The organism is Methylorubrum zatmanii, assembly GCF_014845115.1.
Lineage (GTDB): Bacteria > Pseudomonadota > Alphaproteobacteria > Rhizobiales > Beijerinckiaceae > Methylobacterium > Methylobacterium zatmanii.
The window spans coordinates 1-3,584 of record NZ_NKUI01000037.1 but is presented as its reverse complement, the minus strand read 5'-3'; the positions used below and the strand labels follow the sequence as shown (position 1 = coordinate 3,584).

Annotated in this window: 4 protein-coding genes; 2 read left to right on the top strand and 2 right to left on the bottom strand. The window is 52.4% G+C overall.

Annotated elements, in window-relative coordinates:
* Positions 1-367: 367 nt before the first annotated feature.
* On the top strand, positions 368-1,033 hold the full coding sequence (locus MZTS_RS04705; RefSeq protein ID WP_192282175.1) for a class I SAM-dependent methyltransferase: 666 nt from the start codon (positions 368-370) through the stop codon (positions 1,031-1,033).
* Between the two features lie 16 nt (positions 1,034-1,049).
* Positions 1,050-2,066, top strand: a complete 1,017-nt coding sequence (locus MZTS_RS04700) for a glycosyltransferase family 61 protein (protein ID WP_192282173.1) — start codon at positions 1,050-1,052, stop codon at positions 2,064-2,066.
* Between the two features lie 365 nt (positions 2,067-2,431).
* On the opposite strand, the gene MZTS_RS04695 is transcribed toward MZTS_RS04700, so the two are convergent.
* Positions 2,432-2,836 (bottom strand): FkbM family methyltransferase, encoded by a 405-nt coding sequence (locus tag MZTS_RS04695; RefSeq protein WP_281397006.1) that lies wholly within the window; start codon positions 2,834-2,836, stop codon positions 2,432-2,434.
* 4 nt (positions 2,837-2,840) lie between these two features.
* Positions 2,841-3,245: a class I SAM-dependent methyltransferase gene (locus tag MZTS_RS04690; protein WP_192282171.1), complete on the bottom strand. Its 405-nt coding sequence runs from the start codon at positions 3,243-3,245 to the stop codon at positions 2,841-2,843.
* Positions 3,246-3,584: the final 339 nt, after the last annotated feature.

Genomic DNA, 3,584 nt, shown 5'->3' with positions numbered 1-3,584 from the left:
AAATCCTGCATAGCTCCCCGCACGGCGGCATCAACGGCAAAACACCCATCAGCCGCCTCGGCTTGGCCGAGGACAACCTATTGAGCCTCCACACATCCTCCTTCACCAATCAACGTCCCAACCCGCTCAGACACGGCTCTAAAAGCTAGCGCTCGGCGAGCCTTCAGGAGGCGACCCGGGATCACCGAACCGCTCGCGCTCCCTCGCCAACGATGTAGCTCGACCGCTTACGGGCAGCTTCCCCAGGTGGCAATCGGCTCGATGCTCTGGTAGGAGTTCCAAGGGTGTCTTTCGCAGCCTTTTGGCTACCACCACAAAGCAATCAAGAAGCGCAAAATTCGCAGCAAAACGAATACAGGTAGATCAAATGTCGCTCTATGACCTCTTTCTCAACAATACCGGACGGCCAATCCACAAGTCTGGCCACTACTTTTTCGCATACGAGCGACACTTCGGCAAGTATGTCGGCCAGCCAGTCACTTTTCTAGAAATCGGCGCGGGAAACGGCGGATCATCGCAGATGTGGAAGCGGTGGCTGGGGCCACTGGCTCGCATTGTAACAATCGATATCAATGAGGTTTGCCGTCAGTACGAGGACGAGCAGGTAGCTGTTCGGATCGGCGACCAATCGGATCCCAAATTTTTGCAGTCGATTATTGACGAGTTTGGCGTCCCAGATGCAGTGCTTGATGACGGCAGTCATCACATGCAGCACGTGACGGAAAGCTTCCAGTTTCTATACGACCGGATAGCTTCGAACGGCGTGTACATGATCGAGGACATGCACACTGCATACTGGCCGGAGTACGGTGGCGGTCGCGGCGATCCGAGGTCGATCATTGAGCGATTTAAGGGCCTCATCGACGACCTGAATGCGGACCATATTCGCGACGGCACTGTTACGCCCAGCAAGTTCACTCGCCAGACGGTCGCAATGACCGCATACGACAGCATTCTTGTCTTCGAAAAATCACCGCTCATCAACAAGCACATGAAAATGATCGGAAATGAAGACTTGCGAGTCAACTACTAACCGACCGAGTACTTTTATGACTTCATTGCAACGCTGCACGCTCCTATGGGGATCAGCAGATATTCATGACGATGACCCGCAAGTCCGGGTCGTCGATGATTGTGTCTATCTGCCATACAGTCACGGCAGCGTCTGGGGATTATTTGGCTCAGATGGCAGACCGGTCTTAGAGGCAATCGACTTCCGTGAAGGAGTTCACATACCGGGAGACCAACGTCTTCCGGGCGAAGGCCGGATCGATGTGGCAGCAGCAGAGAAACATGACACAACATATATTTATGTAGGGCGCATTAACTTTCACTATGGGCACTTCCTAGTCAACACTCTTCCGAGATTCTGGAATGTCGCAAAAATAAAAACACCAAATACTAAATTACTGTACCATGGGCCGATGTCCGTTGAGCAGATTTTTTCCGTCCCATACATAAAAACCATTCTTTCGATGCTGGGATTGGGGCCGGCAGATTTCGCAAGATTTGTAAGCCCAACGAAAATTAAGCACGTCGTTATTTCAAAAACCAGCTTCGAAGAGCAGCGTGCGGGTTTCGTCAAATATAAAACCCTCTGTCACGACATCGGCAGCAGGATATTGCAAAATAGTGACTTGTCGGAAAGCGTTGAAACTTTGTATTTTTCGAAAACCAGGCTTAAATCAGCCGTCGGTATCATTACGAACGAGATTGAAGTTGAAGAATACATGCGCGAAAAAGGCGCACAAATCGTTTATCCAGAGGAACTGATTTTTGAAGACCAGTTAATATTGATGTCTTGTGCAAAAAATATAATCGCGTCGGCCGGTTCATTTCTTCATACAAGTATCTTTTGCCCCCCCAGAAATATAATCTGCCTCAACGTTACGGAACAAATCAACTCAAACTATACTATAATCGATAGACTGAACCGGAACTCTGCAGGTTACTACTACCCGACCGCTATGCAAGTGCTGCCACAACAGGAGGGGTATCTGACAGCCCGATACCTGCCAGAGGCAAAAGTTGTCGCGGAAAAACTTTTCGAGATTTCAAGATCTTGAATCATAGACAGCCGCGACCCAACCAGTTTAGGAACGTCGCAGAGAAGGGCGCTGTCGAGGACATCTGAGAGCGCCAGAACACTGTTGTTATTTCTTGAAGTCTGCGATTGGCAAGACCGAATAATCGCTAGACTTTCGATCAGGGTGACACCCATAGCCGCCTATTTATCAATGAAAATCGTCGGACCTGCATAGGCCATCAGGCTTCTCTTATGTCATCAACAAAGCTGGCAGATTATCTTTCTGCCAGCTAGATAAATCTATTGTGCAAGCAAGTCGTTGCTTGGCCGCCTCTCTTCCGACTGCAGGCGATTTCACCTGCACCAAGACAACTTCAAGTCATGCGAAGACTAAAGGCGCGATGGTCATCTCATCATCGCACGGATACGACCAATCCCACGTTCAGCCAGCGCGAAATGTTGATCGCGGGTGACGCAGAGATAGTTCAGAACCCTCGCGCCAACGTGGCGCGCGAACCATTCCTGGGGACCGCTTTCGTCGTATGGGATGAGCGTCAGCGCCTCGTCGTCGATCGCATAGATGCGGTAACCATACGTTGCGAGAATGGTATGGCAGGCGACGAATTTCTCGTGACCCTGTACCTCCAGCAGAAGAGTCGGCCGCGAATGCAGCGTCTGGCGAAGCCCAGCTAATGCAATGTGCTCTACCCCTTCGACATCGATTTTCATTAGGTCCGGCGCAGATAGGTCGTGTTGTGGCAGGATCATATCTAACGGGGCAGCTGTCACGATCTCCGTACGGACTGGCAACCAGTCAGGCGCGTTTTGGCGCGATCAGTGACGAGCCGGTGTCCAAAATGCTCTCTCCCCAAGCGATGTGGAGGGCGAGCGTCCCGATCTCTTTCGCCACCGCATAGGGGACCACGGAGATCTTTCCGAACAGATCGTTGGCGACCAAGTTCGTAGAAAGCCGTGCACGGACCGCGGAGTTGGGCTCGACCTGGATGACCTTCGCGCTCGGCACCGCGATTTGAGCGAGCATGCCGTAAAGGCCTGTAAAAGCCCCTACGTCCGCAACCTTGGTGGAGATACGTGCGATCTCTAACCAAATAGCGACGCTCGCTGCTTCATAGCTGTCAGGGCCGAAGGCGTGGTAGACCATCGCCACGCCATCGTCAGAGTTCGAGTACATCGTAAGCGACAGGTCGTCGACCCGCACGTCTGCCCATCCATAGAATGGATGTGTCGCTCGAAAATCGTGGCCTTCCTGCGCATGCTGCGACATTGGCCGATAGCGGTACCCCGGCTGCTTCCACGGGCGAGCCGCTAAAGATGCCTCGTTCCGCTCATTAAGCGCTGCGGTTTTGGTTGTTGCTGTCAAGGTCATGCTCCCCACGATGGGCCGCGACCGTACACGCCGAGCAGCAGCAATCAAGAGCTGAGATGGAAGCGATTTGGACCGAGCTTGGTCTAGAGGCTGTTATGAACCTGTCTCTTTTACACATTCCGGGGCCCACGGGACAGCAAGAAATCCCGTATGCCGGCTTCGGCTTGGACA